17 protein-coding genes are annotated in these 19,059 nt (G+C 47.3%); all 17 read left to right on the top strand.

Annotated features, from left to right (window positions below):
• The first annotated feature begins 14 nt into the window (after positions 1–14).
• The 17 genes from purE (at position 15) to FT12353_RS08240 (ending at position 18,779) form a co-directional block, all read left to right on the top strand.
• Entirely contained in the window at positions 15–503 is a 489-nt protein-coding gene (gene purE, locus FT12353_RS08320) for a 5-(carboxyamino)imidazole ribonucleotide mutase (protein WP_059394187.1), read from the top strand.
• On the top strand, positions 500–1,624 hold the full coding sequence (purK, locus tag FT12353_RS08315; protein WP_059394188.1) for a 5-(carboxyamino)imidazole ribonucleotide synthase: 1,125 nt from the start codon (positions 500–502) through the stop codon (positions 1,622–1,624). The genes purE and purK overlap by 4 nt, the downstream gene beginning before the upstream one ends.
• A gap of 18 nt (positions 1,625–1,642) precedes the next feature.
• Complete coding sequence (locus tag FT12353_RS08310; RefSeq protein WP_059394189.1) at positions 1,643–2,395, top strand: phosphoribosylaminoimidazolesuccinocarboxamide synthase; 753 nt, start codon at positions 1,643–1,645, stop codon at positions 2,393–2,395.
• A gap of 16 nt (positions 2,396–2,411) precedes the next feature.
• Positions 2,412–2,660 (top strand): phosphoribosylformylglycinamidine synthase subunit PurS, encoded by a 249-nt coding sequence (gene purS, locus FT12353_RS08305; RefSeq protein WP_059394190.1) that lies wholly within the window; start codon positions 2,412–2,414, stop codon positions 2,658–2,660.
• A 14-nt stretch (positions 2,661–2,674) separates the two neighbouring features.
• On the top strand, positions 2,675–3,349 hold the full coding sequence (gene purQ / locus FT12353_RS08300; RefSeq protein WP_059394191.1) for a phosphoribosylformylglycinamidine synthase subunit PurQ: 675 nt from the start codon (positions 2,675–2,677) through the stop codon (positions 3,347–3,349).
• Positions 3,350–3,379: 30 nt separating this feature from the next.
• Positions 3,380–5,623, top strand: coding sequence for a phosphoribosylformylglycinamidine synthase subunit PurL (gene purL, locus FT12353_RS08295; protein ID WP_083994460.1), 2,244 nt, complete (start codon positions 3,380–3,382; stop codon positions 5,621–5,623).
• 11 nt (positions 5,624–5,634) lie between these two features.
• Positions 5,635–7,176: an amidophosphoribosyltransferase gene (gene purF / locus FT12353_RS08290; RefSeq protein ID WP_203619386.1), complete on the top strand. Its 1,542-nt coding sequence runs from the start codon at positions 5,635–5,637 to the stop codon at positions 7,174–7,176.
• Entirely contained in the window at positions 7,177–8,235 is a 1,059-nt protein-coding gene (purM, locus tag FT12353_RS08285; RefSeq protein WP_203619385.1) for a phosphoribosylformylglycinamidine cyclo-ligase, read from the top strand.
• On the top strand, positions 8,220–8,825 hold the full coding sequence (purN, locus tag FT12353_RS08280) for a phosphoribosylglycinamide formyltransferase (protein WP_059394194.1): 606 nt from the start codon (positions 8,220–8,222) through the stop codon (positions 8,823–8,825). The genes purM and purN overlap by 16 nt, the downstream gene beginning before the upstream one ends.
• Entirely contained in the window at positions 8,822–10,348 is a 1,527-nt protein-coding gene (purH, locus tag FT12353_RS08275) for a bifunctional phosphoribosylaminoimidazolecarboxamide formyltransferase/IMP cyclohydrolase (protein WP_059394195.1), read from the top strand. Before purN ends, purH begins: the two co-directional genes overlap by 4 nt.
• Positions 10,349–10,366: 18 nt before the next feature.
• A complete protein-coding gene (gene purD / locus FT12353_RS08270) occupies positions 10,367–11,629 on the top strand; it encodes a phosphoribosylamine--glycine ligase (RefSeq protein WP_203619384.1) in 1,263 nt (420 codons plus the stop codon).
• Positions 11,630–11,639: 10 nt separating this feature from the next.
• Positions 11,640–13,307 carry a formate--tetrahydrofolate ligase gene (locus tag FT12353_RS08265; protein ID WP_203619383.1) on the top strand — a complete coding sequence of 556 codons (1,668 nt, stop codon included), beginning with the start codon at positions 11,640–11,642 and terminating at the stop codon, positions 13,305–13,307.
• A 595-nt stretch (positions 13,308–13,902) separates the two neighbouring features.
• Entirely contained in the window at positions 13,903–14,955 is a 1,053-nt protein-coding gene (locus tag FT12353_RS08260) for a PTS sugar transporter subunit IIC (RefSeq protein ID WP_083994462.1), read from the top strand.
• 294 nt (positions 14,956–15,249) lie between these two features.
• Positions 15,250–16,410: a PTS sugar transporter subunit IIC gene (locus FT12353_RS08255; RefSeq protein ID WP_203619382.1), complete on the top strand. Its 1,161-nt coding sequence runs from the start codon at positions 15,250–15,252 to the stop codon at positions 16,408–16,410.
• A 120-nt stretch (positions 16,411–16,530) separates the two neighbouring features.
• A complete protein-coding gene (locus FT12353_RS08250; RefSeq protein ID WP_059394201.1) occupies positions 16,531–17,046 on the top strand; it encodes a TetR/AcrR family transcriptional regulator in 516 nt (171 codons plus the stop codon).
• Position 17,047: 1 nt separating this feature from the next.
• A complete protein-coding gene (locus FT12353_RS08245) occupies positions 17,048–18,100 on the top strand; it encodes an ABC transporter permease (protein WP_059394202.1) in 1,053 nt (350 codons plus the stop codon).
• Between the two features lie 4 nt (positions 18,101–18,104).
• Positions 18,105–18,779, top strand: coding sequence for an ABC transporter ATP-binding protein (locus FT12353_RS08240; RefSeq protein ID WP_203619381.1), 675 nt, complete (start codon positions 18,105–18,107; stop codon positions 18,777–18,779).
• Positions 18,780–19,059 lie beyond the last annotated feature (280 nt).

Genomic DNA, 19,059 nt, shown 5'->3' with positions numbered 1-19,059 from the left:
AGGAGGCGTACCGCATGACAGCGCGCGTAGCAGTGGTGATGGGTTCTAAAAGTGATTGGCCAACAATGAAGCTGGCCTTTGATTTGTTGCAAGACTTAGGAATTGCAGCAGAGAAGCACGTAATTTCAGCTCACCGAATGCCAGTTCAACTACAGGAGTTTGGTTCACAAGCCAGAGAGAATGGCTTGGAGATTATTATTGCCGGAGCAGGTGGGGCAGCTCATTTGCCTGGCATGTTAGCCGCCAGCACAACAATCCCCGTTATCGGGGTGCCAGTTAAGTCCAGCAACTTAAACGGTCTTGATTCACTTTTGAGTATTGTTCAAATGCCCGGAGGGGTGCCAGTCGGCACGATGGCTATCGGTAATTCCGGCGCTAAGAATGCGGCCCTCTATGCCGCTTCGATTTTGTCATTACAAGATGAAAAGATTGCCGCTAATTTGGCTGATTTCCGCGCTAAGCAAACTGCTAGCTCAATTGAAAGCGAGGGGGAGTTGCAATGACAGAGGCTAATCGTTACCTTGAACCAGGGAAGACCATCGGGATTATCGGTGGTGGTCAGCTAGGGCAAATGATGGCCCTTTCGGCTAAGGAAATGGGTTATAAGGTGATTGTCTTAGATCCAACGCCAGCTTGCCCAACTGCTCAGGTTTGTGATGATCAAATCGTGGCCGAATATGACGACCAAAAGGCCCTCCAGGAGCTGGCGGACCGGTCAGATGTTTTGACTTATGAATTTGAAAACGTCAGCCAAGAGGCTCTAAAGGACTTGAAGGATGCCTATGTACCACAGGGTGTCCGTCTCTTAGAAATTACCAGTAACCGCTTGGCGGAAAAAGCCTTTATCCGCGATGAAGCGCAGGTGCCGGTTGCTAAGTTTGCCCGGGTTGAAAGCCCAGCGGACTTAGATCAGGCGGTCACTGAGGTTGGCTTGCCAGGCATTTTGAAAACGGTCAGTGGTGGTTACGATGGCCATGGCCAATTTGATTTAAACACTGCCGCTGATGTTGAAAAGCTCAAGGCCAACTGGCCGGGTGGCGTGCTGATTTTAGAGCAAAAGATTGCCTTTACCAAGGAAGTCAGCGTGATGGTAACCCGGACGAAGCAGGGACAACTGGTAACGTGGCCAATTTCTGAAAACGTTCACCAAAATCATATTTTGAAGACCTGCATGATTCCAGCAGCGATTACCAAAGACCTGGATAGCCAAGTCCACGAAATTGCCAAGACAATTGCCGACAAGCTTGATTTACGCGGTGTCTTGGGTATCGAACTTTTTGTCGACCAGGACAGCAACCAGGTCTGGGTCAACGAATTAGCACCACGGCCACATAATTCTGGTCATTACACGATTGAAGCCTGCAATATTTCTCAGTTTGAGGGACATATTCGCAGTATCGTCGGCCTACCAATTCCAGAAATTAAGCTCCATGACCGCGCGATGATGGTCAATTTGTTGGGGGATGAATTGTTAAAGGCGCGTCAGGCCTTCCCTGACCATGCCGACTGGCATTTCCATGATTATGGAAAGGCAGCCGTCAAGCCCGGTCGGAAGATGGGCCACCTTACGGTGGTTGGTCAACCGGCGATCGAAGATTTAAGCACATATTTCCAAACCATTTAATCAGGAGAGTAAGGAAAAATGACAGAAAATACAGTTGAATTTGGCGGACAGCAACTTACCCGTGGTGACTTGCTTTATGAAGGAAAGGCCAAGCAGGTTTTTGCAACCAACGACCCTTCCATTATCTGGATGCACTACATGGACCAGGTAACTGCTTTGAATGGGAAGGTGAAGGAAGAATACAGTGGTAAGGGTGAGTTGAATTCAAGCATCTCAAACCTCCTCTTTACTTACTTATCTAATCAAGGCTTGCAACATCACTGGTTGGGATCAATTTCTGCCACCGATGAGTTGGTGAAGAAGGTTGACATCATTCCTTTGGAAGTTGTTACTCGTAACTATACGGCGGGTCACTTTGTTTCTCGCTTTGGGGTAGAGCCAATGCAACAGTTGTCACCCCGTGTGCAAGAACTGTATTACAAGTCCGATGAGCTCGATGATCCCTTTATGAACGATTCACAGGCGGTGTCTTTGCACTTTGCCAGCGAAGCTGATTTAAAGACGGTCTACGGCTTGGCTGACCAAGTCAACGAGCTCTTGGTTGCTTTGTTTAACAAGATTGACATTACTTTGATTGATTACAAATTAGAATTTGGTCGGTTAGCTGATGGACAAATCATCTTAGCCGATGAACTTTCACCAGACAACATGCGTTTGGTTGATCAAAAGACGGGCAAGTCCCTCGATAAAGACGTTTTCCGCCAGAAGCAAGGTGACTTGCGTGTTGGCTACCAGGATGTATTGCAACGCCTGCAAGACGCGTTGAAGTAAAAGGAGTACAGAAAAAATGTATTTGGCAAAAATTTACGTAACCTACAAGCCCTCAATTTTGGACCCGCAGGGGGTCGTTATTAAGTCAGCCTTGAAGCGCTTGGAATACCAAGGCATCGAGGACGTTAGCCAAGGAAAGTACTTCCAAGTGAAGTTAACTGGTGCCGATAAGGCTGCCGTTGCCAAGGAAGTTGAATCCTTGGTTGAAGAATTATTAATTAACCACAATACCGAAACGTATACTTACGATTTGGAAGAAATTTAAAAAGGAGACCACCCATGAAAGCTGCTGTCATTACTTTTCCAGGTTCTAACTGTGATATGGATATGTATCACGCTTTGGAATCGTTCGATGTTGATGTCGATTTATTAGACGACCAGGTCAGTGACCTTTCAGCATACGATGCCATCTTTATTCCAGGCGGCTTTTCTTACGGTGATTACCTCCGCTCAGGTGCCGTTGCTAAGTTTTCACCAGCGATGGACGCCGTTAAGGTTGCTGCTGACAACGGTCAGTTGGTTGTTGGTATCTGCAATGGCTTCCAGATTTTGACGGAAGCCGGTTTGTTGCCCGGCCAACTTCTGGTCAACGAACAACCTGGTTTTATCTGCGATGAAGTCAACTTAGTTGTTGAAAATGCTGATAGTAACTTTACCAACACTATGAGCAAGGGTGATGTCTTGAAGGTCCCAATCGCTCACGGTGAAGGGAATTATGTTACTGATGAAGCCACTCTCAAGGAATTGGAAGACAACCATCAAGTTATTTTCCGCTACCAAGAAAATGTTAACGGATCGATGAATAAAATTGCCGGTATCACCAACAAGGCCGGTAACGTTTATGGGATGATGCCTCACCCCGAACGAGCAGTTGACGCCTTAACTGGTAACGACAGCGGTCGTGCTTTCTTCGAAAGCCTGTTACACGCAGTCGATCAAAAAGCCCGCGCCTAATCAACACATCCGTTTTAAAGGAGAATTTGGATGAGTACCCAACAAACTAACCCAATGGCAAATGAGCCAAGCCCAGATATGATCGCTGAAAAGCGGATTTATGCCGATTGGGGTCTAACAGACCATGAATACGATTTGATTGTTGACCACCTTGGTCGCCGCCCAAATTATACCGAAGCCGGAATTTTTTCCGGAATGTGGTCAGAACACTGTTCTTACAAGAAATCAAAGCCTGCTTTGCGCAAGTTTTGGTCGAAAAACGAACGTGTCTTACAAGGACCTGGTGAAGGTGCCGGTATCTTAGATATTGGTGATGGCCAGGCCGTGGTCTTTAAGGCCGAGAGTCACAACCACCCTTCTTTTGTTGAACCTTATGAAGGGGCTGCGACTGGTGTTGGTGGTATTTTGCGCGATATCTTCTCGATGGGTGCCCAACCAATCGCCGTTTTGGATTCTTTGCGCTTTGGTCAATTGGACAATGCCAAGACACGTCAAATCGTTGATGGTGTCATCGCCGGCATTGCCGGTTATGGCAATGCCATTGGGATTCCAAACTTGGGTGGGGAAATTGCCTTTGATGAATCTTACGCAGGAAACCCACTGGTAAACGTGATGTCCGTTGGTTTGGTTAACCAAAATGAAATGCAAGTTGGTCAGGCTAAGGGATCAGGAAACACGATTATCTATGTCGGTGCTAAGACTGGTCGAGACGGCATCAACGGTGCCAGCTTTGCCTCAGCAGAATTTTCATCAACAGAAGAATCCGACCGTTCAGCTGTTCAGGTTGGGGATCCCTTCTTGGAAAAGTTGGTCATGGATGCCACGATTGATGCCATTAAGAAGTATGGTAAGAGCATCATTGGTATCCAAGACATGGGTGCTGCTGGCTTATTGTCATCAAGTTCTGAAATGGCCTCAAAGGCTGGCACTGGAATCGAATTGAACCTTGATTTGGTCCCACAACGTGAAGCCGCGTTGACGCCATACGAATTGATGTTGTCCGAATCACAAGAACGGATGTTGCTTGTTGTCCAAAAGGGCGAGGAACAACCAGTAATCGACCTCTTTGAAAAGGCCGGTTTGGATGCCGTTGCAGTTGGTACGGTGACAGACGACGGTCGTTACCGTTTGAACTTCCACGGTGAAACAGTGGCTGACGTGGACATTGACTTTTTGACGAATGCACCTGAACCTAAGTTGGCCCAGGAAGAACCTGCTCGTTTGAAGGAAGCCAGTGCTAGTCAATACCAGCCAAACGTCGCAGATGCCAACCAGGTCTTGCTTGACCTTTTGGCACAGCCAACAATTGCTTCAAAGGCAAGCCTGTTCCGGCACTTTGATTCCCAAGTCCGCGCCGACACGGTTGTCAAGCCAGGTGGGGATGCCGGTGTGACACGAATTCGCGGCACGAAGAAGGCCTTGGCCATGACGACCGATGTGAACAGTCGCTACGCTTACTTGAACCCATTTGTTGGTGGTCAAATGGCCGTGACCGAAGCTGCCTCAAACTTGGTCGCAACCGGTGCCTTGCCAATCGGGATGACGGATTGCTTGAACTTTGGTTCACCCGATAATCCAGAAGTTTATTACGAATTACATCAATCAGTTGAAGGAATCACGGATATGGCCAAGCGCTTGAATACCCCCGTGATTTCTGGAAACGTTAGTCTTTATAACGAAACGGACAACAAGGCAATCTTGCCAACCGCCATGGTTGGAATGGTTGGTTTGATTGCTGACAACCAACACATTACCCGTGCCGAATTCCAAAACGATGGCGACCAGGTTTACCTAGTTGGTACTATCGGGGATACCTTTAACGGTAGCGAAATTCAAAAGATGCAGACTGGTGAAATCGCCGGTCAATTGGCTGATTTTGACGTTGACGCTGCTCAGGCAAATCAAGACTTTGTTTTGCAGGCAATCGAAGCCGGTCTAGTTACCAGTGCACACGACTTGAGCGAAGGTGGTTTGGGCGTTGCTTTGGCTGAAGCAACCTTCCCAAATGACTTTGGTTTGCAAGCTGATTTTGCAGGAACGACTGCACAATTGTTCGCAGAAGTGCCAGGACGCTTTGTTTTGTCCGTACCAAGCGAACAAGCAGCTGCATTTGAACAAAAGATGACCGAAACAAAGGCAGTAGTTGCCAAGTTGGGTCAAGTAACAAAGGACGCAGTCATTGCTATCCAAACAAAGGATGGCCAAGTAACGGTTGACCAAAAGGCCGCCAAGGCAAGTTATCAAAATGCGATTCCGCAATTGATGGCTGAATAAGGAGCACACCAATGAATCAATATGTGAATGAAGTGACCGAACAAGCGGCTTACTCATCATTAAATGAAGAATGTGGCATCTTTGGTGTCTGGGGTCGTGATGATGCGGCCAATTTGACTTACTATGGTCTGCATGCGTTGCAGCACCGTGGTCAAGAAGGAGCCGGGATTGTTGCGAACAATCAGGGTCACCTGTGGCAGGAACGTGGAATCGGTCTTGTTGCCGAAGTTTTTGGTGACCCACGTCGTTTGGAAGCCCTAAAGGGGCAGGCAGCGATTGGCCACTTGCGTTATGCAACGGCTGGAGCGCATGGGATTGAAAACATCCAACCCTTGATGGCTAATTTCCATGATATGCAATTGGCCTTGGCCCACAACGGGAACTTGACCAATGCGCAAACTTTGCGCAACCAGTTGGAAGAAGATGGGGCGATTTTCCAGTCCTCATCTGACTCTGAAATTATTTTGCACTTGATTCGTCGGTCACAGGCCGAAACCTTTGATGAAAAAATCAAGGATGCCTTGAATCAATTGCGTGGTGGCTTCGCTTTCTTGTTGCTGACACCACACGCCCTGTATGCCATGTTGGACCCACACGGCTTCCGACCTTTTGTTATCGGTCAAATGCCTGATAACGGTTCTTACGTGGTTACTTCCGAAACGGCTGCTCTCCATGTTGTTGGGGCTAAGTACGTGCGCGATGTGCAACCAGGTGAATTGATTCGAATCGACAAGGATGGCATGAACATCACCCACTACACAGACAAGACGACATTGAACGTCGATGTGATGGAATATGTTTACTTCGCTCGTCCCGATTCTGATATTCACGGAATCAATGTCCACCAAGCGCGGAAGCGAATGGGGGTTGCATTGGCTAAGGAACAACCAGTTCCTGGTGCCGATATCGTTGTTGGGGTACCAAATTCAAGTTTGTCTGCCGCTAGCGGTTATGCCGAAGGCGCCGGACTACCAAACGAAATGGGCTTGGTCAAAAATCAGTACATTGCTCGGACATTTATCGAGGCCACCCAAGATAAGCGTGAACGCGCCGTACGGATGAAGTTATCAGCAGTTGAAGCCGTCGTTCGGGACAAGAATGTTGTCCTCGTCGATGATTCCTTGGTTCGCGGCACAACTTGTCGTTATATTGTCCGCATGCTCAAAGAAGCTGGGGCAAAATCAGTCCACGTTCGAATTGCGAGCCCAATCTTTAAGTACCCAGCCTTTTACGGGATTGACGTTCAAACCCGGGCCGAATTGATGGGAAACAACCATACTTTGGCCGAAATGACCGAATTAATTGAAGCGGATTCACTGGAATTTTTGAGTAACGAGGCTTTGGTGGCATCAATTGGTTTGCAGATGCCAGATGGTGAAACCGGCTTAACGACTGCCTACTTTAGCGGTCACTACCCAAGTCCGATTTATGACTACAGCCCAGAAATGGCTGAAGCCAAGGCAAGTGGTGAGGTAACCTTTGATGAAGAGCCAACCAGCTTGTATGTTCCGCAAAATCCAGCAGAAGATCAGCGAGTAGAAGGAGCAAATTAAATGGCAAAAGAGCACAACGCTTACGAGGCAGCTGGGGTTGATATTGAAGCGGGGAACAAGGCCGTTGAATTAATGGCTGACGCCGTTTCGGCTACCTACACACCAAACGTTGTCTCCGGACTAGGTGGTTTTGGTTCTGTTTACGCCCTTGATGCGGGCATGAAGGAACCGGTCCTGATTTCCGGAACTGATGGCGTTGGGACCAAGCTTCTCTTAGCAATTGCCGCTAACCGGCATAACACGATTGGTCAGGACTTGGTGGGGATGGTCGTCAATGACATCCTAGCTCAGGGTGCCAAGCCAGCCTTTATGCTGGACTATCTGGCCGTCGACAAGATGCGACCAGCAGTTGCCGCCGAAATCGTGACGGGCATTGCCAAGGCAGCCAAGGAAGCACAGATTGCCCTTGTTGGGGGTGAAAGCGCCGAGTTGCCTGGCTTGTACCAACCACACCACTACGACCTCGCTGCCTTTGCGGTTGGTGTGGCCGAAAAAAGTCGGTTGCTACAAAACGAGAACGTCCAGGTTGGTGATGTTTTGATTGGTTTGCCATCTTCTGGTGTTCATTCCAACGGTTATTCTTTGGTTCGCCAGGTCTTGGGTATCCATGATGATGCCAATGCCTTCAACAACTTGTCAGATTACTTGCAAGAAGAAATTTTGGCACCAACAAAGCTGTATACCAACGCTTTGTGGCCATTGGTTGAACAGGGATTGGTGCACTCAGCCGCCCACATTACGGGTGGTGGCCTTGTTGAAAACTTGCCACGAGCCTTGCCAAAGAACGTCCAAGCAAAAATCAGTTGGGGCACATGGCCAATTTTGCCAATCTTTAAGAAGTTGCAAGAGGCTGGTAACCTATCCCTCGATGATATGTTGTTGACCTTTAACAACGGTTTGGGCATGGTCTTGACGGTCCCTGCTGACAAGGCGGACGCTATTTTAGACCAGTTAGCAGAACGCGATGAACCAGCCTATCGGATTGGTGAAATTGTGCCAGCTGAAGCAGATCGTGAAGCGGTCTTCTTTGAGGGGGATGCGCCATGGCCAGCCAAGTAAAGCAACGAAAGGCCCGGTTGGCCGTCTTTGCTTCTGGGACAGGAACGAACTTTTCTGCCCTGCAAGAGGCAATTGTTGACAAAGACTTACCGGCAGAAATCGTTTTGGTTGTTGTTGATCACCAAGACGCGCCAGTTATCGAGCGCGCGACAAAGTGGAATATTCCGGTTTTCAAAGTGCGGTACCCAAGCTATGAAAGTAAGGCGGCAGCCGAACAAGCCATTGTAGAAGAATTACAGGCACACCAAGTTGATGGGATTTTGCTTGCCGGCTATATGCGCATCTTGACGGAAACACTGCTTTCCGCCTTTCCACAAAAGATTGTTAACCTGCACCCGGCCTTGTTGCCCAAGTTCCCTGGTCGCCATAGTATCCTAGATGCTTATGAGGCCGGTGTCCGGCAAACGGGTGTGACTGTTCACTTCATCGACAACGGTATTGATACTGGACCAGCAATTGCCCAGCAGGCAGTGCCACGATTGCCAGAAGATTCACTGGAAGATTTGACTGAACGAATTCACGCAGTTGAACATGAACTTTATCCAGCAGTATTAGCTGATTTACTAGAAAAAGGGGTATTTTTACAATGAAACGGGCCTTGTTAAGCGTTTCCGATAAGACAGGTTTGGTAGACTTTGCCAAGCAATTAGTAGCATTAGACTTTGAATTGGTGTCAACGGGTGGTACACACAAGGCTTTGGCCGATGCCGGTTTGGATGTCATTGGCATTGAAGACGTCACGAACTTCCCAGAAATGTTGGATGGTCGTGTGAAGACTTTGCACCCCCGCGTGCACGGTGCTTTGTTGGCCCGTCGCGACTTGCCTGAACACATGGCAACTTTGAAGGAACATGACATTACACCAATCGACATGGTGGTTGTGAACTTGTACCCATTCAAGGAAACGATTTTGAAGCCTGACGTCACCGATGCGGATGCCATTGAAAACATTGATATTGGTGGCCCATCAATGTTGCGTTCAGCAGCCAAGAACTTTGCTGCTGTTTTGCCAGTCGTTGATCCAACGGATTACGAAGCAGTGATTGCCCACTTGAAGAGTGGCGAAGATGACCAAAAGTTCCGCCGTCAATTGGCAACGAAGGTCTTCCAACACACTGCCGCTTATGATGCCTTGATTGCCTCATATTTGACTGACAAGGAATTCCCAGAACAATTGACAATTTCTGGTGAAAAGTTTGATGACATGCGTTACGGTGAAAACCCAGACCAAAACGCTGCCGTTTATACAAGTGCATTGCCTGAAAAGTATTCAATCTTGAATGCTGATATCTTGCACGGTAAGCAATTGTCTTACAACAATATTCGCGATGCTGATGCAGCCTTGCGCATCATTGCTGAATACGATGAAACAACAGTCGTAACGGTTAAGCACATGAACCCAGCTGGTATTGGTCAGGGCGCAACGATTGAAGAAGCTTGGGACCAAGCCTTTGCTGCCGATGATATTTCAATCTTTGGTGGTATCGTGGCCTTGAATCGCGAAGTTGATTTGGCAACTGCTGAAAAGATGCACGCGATTTTCTTGGAAATCATTATTGCCCCAAGCTTTACCAAGGAAGCTTATGAAGTTTTGGCCAAGAAGAAGAACTTGCGTCTTTTGACTTTGCCATTCACAACGGATGTGCCAAATCACACTGAAGTAACTTCTGTCTTGGGTGGCTTTGTTGCCCAGGACCGTGACTTGTTGTCCGAAACGGAAGCTGATTTTAAGGTCGTATCAAAGGCACAACCAACTGCCGAACAGTTGAAGGCAATGGTCTTTGCACAAAAGGCTGTTAAGCACACGAAGTCCAACGCCATTGTGGTAGCCCGCGATGGTCAGACATTGGGTGTTGGAGCCGGTCAACCAAACCGAATTGACTCAGTAAAGATGTCAATCGAAAAGGCCAAGGCAAAGCCTGGCTTTGAAGATGCTGTTTTGGCATCTGATGCCTTCTTCCCAATGGATGATTCAGTGGCTTACGCCGCTGAAAACGGCATCAAGGCAGTGGTTGAACCTGGTGGATCCATCAAGGACCAAGATTCAATTGATAAGGCCGATGAATTGGGCTTGGTTTTGGTCTTCTCAGGTCGTCGTCACTTCAAGCATTAAGCAAGAGGAACAATCGTTATGGCAAAGGTATTAGTAATTGGTTCAGGTGCGCGTGAACATGCGCTTGCCCAAACATTTTTGAGAAGTCCCCAGGTTGATGAAGTCTTCGTGGCTCCTGGGAACGATGGCATGCAGGAAGAAAACTTGACTCGCTTACCCATTGGGGCAAACGACTTAGATGCCTTAGTTCAGGCTGCTCAAGATCAACAGGTCGATTTGACCTTTGTCGGCAACGAAGATCCTTTGATTTTAGGGATTGTCGACCGCTTTGAAGCCGCAGGCTTGAAGATTTTTGGTCCAAATGCCGTTGCCGCACAGTTGGAAGGGTCAAAGACCTTTGCCAAGGAAATTTTAACTGCTAACCAAATTCCAACGGCCAAGGCTGTGACGGTGACAAGCCAAGACGAAGCAAGGTCAGCGATTGCTAGCTTTGATTGGCCAATGGTCTTTAAGCTGGATGGTTTGGCGCTCGGTAAGGGTGTCACGATTATCGAAGACCAGTCGAGTGCCGATGAATACCTGCAGAGCCTGTACAAGAAGGACCCAACCGCTAAATTAGTGATTGAGGAATTCTTGAACGGGGTTGAATTTTCCATCTTCTCTTTGGTGGGTCAAGATGGCCAGGTTGTCCATGCGCCAATGGCACAAGACCATAAGCGCCGTTACGATCATGACCGCGGACCGAATACCGGTGGAATGGGGGCGTATAGCCCACTTTCTTGGTTGCGCCCAGCGGATGCCAAGCAGGCAGTTGATGAATTAGTAACACCAATGTTAGCTGCTATGGCTGACCGGGGGACACCCTTTACCGGTGTCTTATATACCGGGGTGATGTTAACTGCAGCAGGACCAAAGGTGATTGAGTTCAACGTGCGCTTTGGTGATCCAGAGGCCCAGGTGGTTTTGCCTCAGCTCCAATCTGATTTTTATCAATTAATTTTGGACTTGTTGGCAGGAAAAGAGCCAGAAGTACAGTGGCAAGAAGACGATGTCTACTTAGGGGTTGTATTGGCAGCGCCGGGCTATCCACAGGCACCCGAGAAGGGGGGCGTGGTGCCAACGGCAGCTGATTTGTCACCATTGACGGTTAATTACGCTGGTGCTAAACTTGCTGAAAATGGCTTGGTCGCTAGCGGTGGTCGCGTGGCAACGGTTGTTGGCCATGCCAAGGACACGGTGAGTGCGCAGGCCTTAGTATATGATGTTTTGGATAAGACCCATGGTGACTTAGTTTATCGTCATGACATCGGTCATTGGGCGGTTGACTTAGCGAAAGAATGAGGATGTGCCAGTGAAAACAGATATCGAAATTGCACAAGAAGCAGTTGTTCAACCAATCAGCGAGATTGCTGAAAAAGCAGGCTTGCAGGCGCATGAAATTGAGCCTTACGGCTATGATAAGGCCAAGATTAACCTGGATAAAAGTGTTGATCGTAAATCAGACTTAGGTAAGCTGATTTTGGTGACGTCGATTAATCCGACACCGGCTGGTGAAGGAAAGTCAACTGTAACGGTTGGCCTGGCGGATGCCTTGAGTTTGGCTGGACAAAAGACTATGATCGCCTTGCGGGAACCTTCCCTTGGCCCAGTGATGGGCCTCAAGGGTGGGGCGACCGGTGGTGGTTACTCGCAAGTGATTCCAATGGCTGATATTAACCTGCATTTCACTGGTGATTTCCACGCTTTGACGAGTGCTCACAACACACTGGCGGCAGCGCTGGATAACAGTATTTACCAAGGCAACCCATTAAAGATTGATCCTCGTCGCGTCTTGTGGAAGCGGGTTTTGGATATTAATGACCGTGCTTTGCGTCACACGACGATTGGTCTTGGTGGACCAACTTCAGGTGTGCCACGCGAGGATGGCTTTGATATTACGGTTGCTTCCGAGTTAATGGCCGTTTTGACCCTCTCAACTGATTTACAAGATTTGAAGCAGCGGATTAAAAAGATTGTCGTGGCTTACAACTATGATAAGGAGCCGGTGACGGTTGCTGACTTGGGTGTTGCTGGCGCCTTGACCGTTCTCTTGAAGGACGCGATTAAGCCCAACTTGGTTCAGACGTTGGCCCACACACCAGCTATTATTCACGGCGGTCCATTTGCCAATATCGCGCAGGGAACAAACTCCGTTTTGGCAACGAAGACGGCGTTGAAATTAGCGGACTACGTTGTCACGGAAGCTGGTTTCGGTGCGGACCTTGGTGGCGAGAAGTTTATGGACATCAAGGTGCCAAAGCTGGGCAAGGCACCCGATGCGGTTGTGGTTGTTGCGACCGTTCGTGCTTTGAAACACCACGGTGGTGCCGCGCTAGCTGATTTGAACCAAGAAGACCTGACAGCCTTAAAGGCTGGGGTGGAAAACCTTGGCCAAAACATCAAGGCCATGCAACGCTATGGTCGCCCAGTTTTGGTAGCGGTGAACCGGTTCACGGCTGATACCGACGCTGAAATTAAGATGATTGAAGACTTTGTGGCGACACTGGATGCCCAGGTCTTCTTGGCTGATGTTTGGGCCCAGGGTGGTGCTGGTGCCAAGGACCTTGCCCAGGCGGTGATTGAAACTATCGACCAGGCGAATGCTGATTTTACCCCACTGTACCAAGAAGATGCGCCTGCATTGGAGAAGTTGCAGACCATTGTTGAAAACATTTATGGCGGCGCAGCTGTCGAACTATCTGCTAAAGCGGAAAAGCAATTGAAGGACTTTGCGCAATACGGTTGGGACAAGTTGCCAATCGTGATGGCGAAGACGCAATACTCGCTTTCTGATGATCCGAAGAAATTAGGTGCACCGAAGGACTTTACGGTTCATATCCGTGAGTTCGTGCCCAAGTTAGGTGCAGGGTTCTTAGTTGCTCTGACCGGGTCAATTTTGACCATGCCCGGCTTGCCAAAGCATCCAGCCGCCTTGGACATCGATATTGATGAAAACGGGCAGATTACTGGTTTGTTCTAATAATATGAATAATTAAAGGTTCTTGTTTTTGGTTGTCATTGTCGTGCCTTGAAGAGGGCGACGGCTGAAAAAGCAGGGATGTTATCAATAAAAAAGATTTCTGAATTTATTCAGAAATCTTTTTTTATGTCTGGCGCTAGTGTTTATGCGGGAGATTGAATGAGAGGTTCGCAGCGTTTCCCATCAGATTAATAAAAAAATAAAATTAGTGTTGACTCATCAAATTCTCATGTTATAATAAAATCATCATTAAACAAGACGAAGAAAGAAAGGCGGTTTCACTTATGAAGAATACTATGAATCAAAGTCAAATCGCTCAATCTCAATTCGCGTTGTTGCTCAGCTTGCTAATGTACTCCTAGTAAGTTGATTTTTGAGTTTGTCAGCTACTGGGAGGAAACTTCCAGTAGCTGCTTGGGCAAAAGGCTCCGGCAGTGAAAACACTGCCGGAGCCTTTTTTATTTAGTAAAGGAGAGAAGCGATGGACATTAGTCGTCAAGCAAAAATTGAGGAAGACGTAGCTGATTTTGAGAAAGCCGAAGCAACAGTGGTTAATCAAAATGAAGGTAAGCAGGACAAAGAGTCCGTGAAGGAGATGGTTTATAACGTTAGTGCAGCAGTTTCCAACGCCATTTTGGTGACTTTGGGGATGGGCTTGTTGTTGCAAACAATTGCCGGCTTCATTCACTGGGCACCAATGATTCAGTTGGGATCCATCACAAAAATCATTTTGCCAGCCGCCTTTGGTGCTGCGATTGCTTCACAATTGAAGACGAATACGATGGTGATGTTTTCAGCCATGGCTGCCTCAACAGTTGGCGCAAACGCCGTTTTCTTCACCACTTCAAGCATGAAGTTGGCGACGGTCACAGGTTTCTCGAGTGCACAAGCAGTTGGCTCAACGGTGATCACGACTGGTCAACCAATCTCAGCCGTTTTGGCCGGTTTGATTGCTGTTCTCTTTGGCAAGTGGTTGTCTGGTAAAACGCCATTGGATATGGTAATTGTGCCAGCCTTGACGACGATTGTTGGAACGGTATCCGGTTACTACTTAGCCATTGTGACCACACCAATCCTGGTTAAGATGGGTGAAATGATTACAGCAAGTATTGCAGTTAACCCCGTTATTGGAACAGCCTGCGTGGCCATGGTCTTCGGGGCTTTGACGATGACGCCTGCTTCTGCCGCTGCTTTAGCGGTAGCGATTGGTGCGACCGGTGTTAGTTCACCTGAAGCTGCTGGTGCCATTTTGATTGGTACGACCGCTGTCTTCGTTTCTTATCCAGCAATGTCTTTCCATGAAAATAAGATTGGAGCAACGATTGCTCAAGGAATCGTTACGCCGAAGATTCAGTTCCCAAATATTATTAAGAACCCAATGTTGCTGATTCCCCCAATGGTAGGCGCAGCGATTGCGGCACCAATTGCAACAATCGGTTTCCATATTAGCGTACCATTTGCAATGGCAGGAATTGGCTTTAACTCCTTCATCGTTCCTTTGGCACTTTTCGGTAAGGGGATGACAGTCTTTGCTGCATACATGGCCTTCGGGGTGGCGGTACCAGTTGTGGTTTCCTTCATCTTGTATCGCATCATGCGTAAGATTGGTTGGATCAAGTCAGGTCAGACCCATCTGGAGATGGTTTAATGAAATGATAAAAATTAGTGTTGACTAATCAAATTCTAATGTTATAATTAATTTATCATATAAAGAAGAGCAGAAAGAAAAGAGGGTGATGATCATGTACAAGTTAATGCAAACAAATCAGGCCCAATCACAAGTCATTATTATTGTCAGCTTACTAAACAATTAAACTAGTAGGTTGGTTTTAAGTGCACCAGTTACTAGTTCTTAGTAACTGAGTGTTGAAGGTCCTAACGCTTAGCGTTAGGACCTTTTTTATTTGTGATTGGTCAAGAGAAGAAAAGGGGAGTGATGCATATGGATGCAAGAGTAACGGGAGACAAAGTTCAAGAAGACGTTTTGGACTTTGAGAAATCAGAAACAGCTGTTGAAACAGATCCAAAGGATCAAGAAACATTAAAAGAGAAGGTTTATAACGTCAGTGCGGCGATTTCAAATGCCATCCTGGTCACGCTGGGAATGGGATTCTTGATGCAGTCGATTGGTGGGTTGACTCATTGGCCAGTGTTAGTGCAATTGGGGTTGACTGCTAAGGTCATGTTGCCGGCAGCCTTTGGTGTGGCAATCGCCTCACAGTTAAAGACCAATACCATGGTCATGTTTTCGGCGATGGCCGCTTCAACAGTTGGGGCTAACGCAGCCTTTTTCACGACTTCAACGATGAAGTTGTCAACGGTCACTGGCTTTGCGAGTGTTCAAGCACCAGGTTCAATCGTTTTGACGACAGGACAACCAATTTCAGCTGTTATGGCCGGTGTGGTGGCCGTTCTCTTTGGAAAATGGCTGACCGGTAAGACACCGTTGGATATGATTATCGTGCCGGCATTAACAACATTAGTTGGAACTGTTTCAGGTTACTACCTGGCTCGTGTGACAACACCACTTTTGGTTGGCATGGGAAAGGGCATCGCTGCTACTGTTAGCTGGAGCCCAGTTGTTGGAACGGCCTTGGTTGCCATGTTGTTCGCGGTCTTCTTGATGACACCGGCTTCATCTGCTGCCTTAGCGGTGGCCATCGGTGCAACCGGTGTTAGTTCACCAATGGGTGCTGGTGCTATGCTAGTTGGAACGGCTGCTATGTTTGCGGCTTATCCTGCAATGTCTTTCCACGAAAACAAGCCAGGAACCTTTATCGCACAAGCCTTTGTGACGCCTAAAATCCAATTCCCAAACTTGGTCCGCAATCCATGGCTCTTTGTGCCACCAGTTGTTTCAGCAGCTGTCTGTGCACCAATCGCCGCGGTTGCCTTCCATTTGACAGTACCATTCTCTTTGGCAGGAATGGGCTTGACTTCATTGATCGTGCCACTTGATTTGGCAACGAAGAATCCCGAAATGTTGGGAACCTTCTTGGTCTTCGGAGTTGCTTTGCCTGCTTTGATGTCCTTCTTGATGTACCGCGTCTTCTTGAAGATGGGCTTTGTTAAGAGTGGTCAAACGCACTTGGATGTTATCTAATTTCATTATCAAAAAATCCCTTTGGGGATTTTTTTATTGTCTATATGTTGACATGGTGTCATAAATGAGTAAACTGGGGAGTGAAGAAATGACACAGTGTCATTACAAGGAGATACAAAAATGCCAAAAGCAACATTTTTAAACTTAAATGCAGCTAAAAAGGAAAAAATCAGTCAGGTTCTTTTAGAAGAATTTTCGACCTATTCGCTCTTGGATGCTAATGTGAACCATATTGTGAAAGCGGCCGGAATTGCTCGCGGGTCCTTTTATACTTACTTTACTGACTTGGACGATGCCTACCGATACACCCTGAGCCAGGTGATGGCAACGATTCACGAGGGCTTTGTTGGGGATAACCCGTTTCAAGCGACTAGGTCCTTTATTGACCAAGTCGAGCAAAATCCGTATTACGCCTTTTTGAGCAACTATTACGTTGTTGATGAAGCCATTTTGGCTGCTCATCATCAGGAAACCAGCAGCACAAACTGGGATAAGGCGACTGCTGATTTGCCACAGTGGCTGGCCGACGTTGCCGTCCATCACTTGATTCGGGAATACTTTTTAGCGCCGACCGATAAGGAACAGATTCTATCATTATTGGATGCCCTGGCCGGTTGGCACAAGCAGGAGGCTTAAGATGTTCTTAGCATGGCATGAAATTAAAAAAGAAAAGTTGCGTTATGGGTTGGTGGTAGCGGTTATCGCGATGATTGCCTACTTAATCTTTATTTTGAGTGCTTTGGCGCTCGGGTTGGCCAACGAAAATACGGCGGCGGTGAATAGTTGGCAGACGAAATCAGTGGTGCTGAGCAAAGATGCCAACGGCGACCTGAGTCAGTCCCTGCTAACCCAAGCCGATGCAAATCAGGTTGGGGAAAAGCAGGCTGATTTACTCGCCTTAACCCCAGGTATCTTAAAGCAGGGAAGCCAGCGTGAATCGGCAATGTTTGTTGGCCTTAGTAAAAATAGTCAGGTGGCCCAAACCATCTCACTGACAAAAGGCCGTTTGTGGCAATCGAAAAATGAAGTGGTCGTTTCTAGCAAATTGGCCGATCAGGGGATAAAGTTGGGGCAAAAAATAACCTTAGGCTTGCAAAGTCAGCCCCTAACGGTGGTCGGCTTTGCCAAAAATGCGGAATATAATATGGCGCCAATTGTTTATGGTGACCGGTCGCAGTGGGCAGCCATTAAGGGGACCACGAATCAATTTGTTGGATCCGGTTTCGTTAGCCGCCAAAAGCTGACCGTGAGTGGGGGCAATTTGCAGGTGGCAACGAAGGCAGCCTTGTTTGAGAAGATGCCGGGTTACAGTGCGCAAAATAAGACTTTTGTGCTGATGATTGCCTTTTTGATTCTGATTTCCGTTGTGATTGTGGCCATTTTCCTCTACATTTTGACGGTGCAGAAGATGGAAAACTTTGCCGTTTTGCGGGCGCAGGGAATTCCGGTTAGCTATTTAGTCCTGAATACTTTGTCGCAAACGGTTTTGATGATGGCCGTGGCGGTCGTTATCAGTATGGGCTTGGCTCTCGGTACGAGCGCCATTATGCCGGCAGCGGTGCCAATGTTCTTCAACTTCAATTTGATTGGTTTGACAGGCTTGGCCCTAGTCGTTATGGGCCTTTTGGGCGCCGTGATTCCGATGCGGCTGATTGCCAAAATTGACCCAGTAACAGTGATTGGAGGGTAAGCGCATGGAAAGTTTAGTATTAAAACAAGTGAATAAGACCTTCGGTCATGGGTTAAATCAGGTTCAGGCACTGCAGGACGTCGACTTTGTCGCCAACCGTGGTGAGCTCACATTAATTTTGGGACCATCAGGTTCTGGGAAAAGTACCCTGCTGACGATTTTGGGTGGCTTACAGCGTCCAACTAATGGGTCAGTTTTGATTAATGATCAAGATCTTAGTCGATTGACCGGTAAAGAAGCCGACCGTTTCCGTCTTGATCATATTGGATTTGTGCTCCAGTCCTATAATTTGGTACCTTACCTGACGGTGCAGGAGCAATTTAGTCTGGTGGATAAGGTTAAAAAGACACAGAATCTGACGCCAGCGGTCATGGATGATTATTTAAAGCGGCTTGGAATTACGCAGCTATTGGACAAGTATCCGGGTGAGCTGTCTGGTGGGCAAACCCAGCGGGTGGCGATTGCTCGGGCTTTGTACACGGATCCTGATTTTATCTTGGCTGATGAACCAACAGCCGCTTTGGATAGCGAGCGAGTGGCGGAAGTTGGGCAACTTTTTCAAGAAATTGCCCAGCGTGAAAATAAGGCCGTGGTCGTTGTGACACACGATTTACGGTTAAAAGAAGATGCTGATCGGATTTATGAATTAGTCGATGGTCATATAAAGACGTCAAATTAGAAAAATTCTCGTTAAAAATAGTGTGATTTAGACAATAAATTCTTTGTTCTAATTTGAGATGGAAACAAAAGGGAAAATAGAAAAAGTCGAACGGCTCTTAACGGCGTTCGACTTTTTTATTTCTATATAAGAGGAACAGTGCCATTTTTCGTTTTAATTTAGTAAAAAATAAGTCCGTTTTTTAAAGAAAACGGTTTTAATAATTTTTAAAGATTAGTTTACTTCAAAAAAATGTCATAAAAATAATTATTAGAAAGTAATTAGAATTATTTGATATAAA

This window comes from Fructobacillus tropaeoli (assembly GCF_016860625.1).
In the GTDB taxonomy this organism is placed as follows: domain Bacteria; phylum Bacillota; class Bacilli; order Lactobacillales; family Lactobacillaceae; genus Fructobacillus; species Fructobacillus tropaeoli.
Note: the sequence above shows the minus strand (reverse complement) of the source record. Positions and strands in the feature narration are given on the sequence as shown.

What these genes read in the sequence shown, in the direction of transcription:
- FT12353_RS08250 (WP_059394201.1), top strand. Translation starts at nt 16,531, where the DNA reads ATGCCAAAAGCAACATTTTTAAACTTAAATGCAGCTAAAAAGGAAAAA.
- FT12353_RS08310 (WP_059394189.1), top strand. Translation starts at nt 1,643, where the DNA reads ATGACAGAAAATACAGTTGAATTTGGCGGACAGCAACTTACCCGTGGT.
- FT12353_RS08260 (WP_083994462.1), top strand. Translation starts at nt 13,903, where the DNA reads ATGGTTTATAACGTTAGTGCAGCAGTTTCCAACGCCATTTTGGTGACT.
- purH (WP_059394195.1), top strand. Translation starts at nt 8,822, where the DNA reads ATGAAACGGGCCTTGTTAAGCGTTTCCGATAAGACAGGTTTGGTAGAC.
- FT12353_RS08255 (WP_203619382.1), top strand. Translation starts at nt 15,250, where the DNA reads ATGGATGCAAGAGTAACGGGAGACAAAGTTCAAGAAGACGTTTTGGAC.
- purQ (WP_059394191.1), top strand. Translation starts at nt 2,675, where the DNA reads ATGAAAGCTGCTGTCATTACTTTTCCAGGTTCTAACTGTGATATGGAT.
- FT12353_RS08240 (WP_203619381.1), top strand. Translation starts at nt 18,105, where the DNA reads ATGGAAAGTTTAGTATTAAAACAAGTGAATAAGACCTTCGGTCATGGG.
- purL (WP_083994460.1), top strand. Translation starts at nt 3,380, where the DNA reads ATGAGTACCCAACAAACTAACCCAATGGCAAATGAGCCAAGCCCAGAT.
- purM (WP_203619385.1), top strand. Translation starts at nt 7,177, where the DNA reads ATGGCAAAAGAGCACAACGCTTACGAGGCAGCTGGGGTTGATATTGAA.
- purS (WP_059394190.1), top strand. Translation starts at nt 2,412, where the DNA reads ATGTATTTGGCAAAAATTTACGTAACCTACAAGCCCTCAATTTTGGAC.
- purE (WP_059394187.1), top strand. Translation starts at nt 15, where the DNA reads ATGACAGCGCGCGTAGCAGTGGTGATGGGTTCTAAAAGTGATTGGCCA.
- purK (WP_059394188.1), top strand. Translation starts at nt 500, where the DNA reads ATGACAGAGGCTAATCGTTACCTTGAACCAGGGAAGACCATCGGGATT.
- purF (WP_203619386.1), top strand. Translation starts at nt 5,635, where the DNA reads ATGAATCAATATGTGAATGAAGTGACCGAACAAGCGGCTTACTCATCA.
- FT12353_RS08245 (WP_059394202.1), top strand. Translation starts at nt 17,048, where the DNA reads ATGTTCTTAGCATGGCATGAAATTAAAAAAGAAAAGTTGCGTTATGGG.
- purD (WP_203619384.1), top strand. Translation starts at nt 10,367, where the DNA reads ATGGCAAAGGTATTAGTAATTGGTTCAGGTGCGCGTGAACATGCGCTT.
- purN (WP_059394194.1), top strand. Translation starts at nt 8,220, where the DNA reads ATGGCCAGCCAAGTAAAGCAACGAAAGGCCCGGTTGGCCGTCTTTGCT.